Annotated in this window: 1 protein-coding gene; it reads left to right on the top strand. The window is 72.6% G+C overall.

Annotation, left to right across the window (positions count from 1 at the left end):
- Window positions 1–118: 118 nt before the first annotated feature.
- A partial coding sequence (locus ACPYOM_RS24410; protein WP_481347961.1) for a four-carbon acid sugar kinase family protein occupies window positions 119–212 on the top strand: 94 nt, incomplete at its 3' end.

Below are 212 nucleotides of genomic sequence, written 5' to 3'. Positions count from 1 at the left end.
CCCCCCCCCCCCCCCCCCCCCCCCCCCCCCCCCCCCCCCCCCCCCCCCCCCCCCCCCCCCCCCCCCCCCAACAAAAAACCCCCCCCCCCAGATTACTACGCGTCTCGTGGGCTCGGAGATGTGTATAAGAGACAGGTACTGCTCCACCTTCGACTCCACGCCCGAGGGCAACATCGGCCCGATCACCGACCTCCTGCTCCAGCTCACGGGAA

It is taken from the genome of Monashia sp. HAY1-2A (assembly GCF_056755315.1).
Note: the sequence above shows the minus strand (reverse complement) of the source record. Positions and strands in the feature narration are given on the sequence as shown.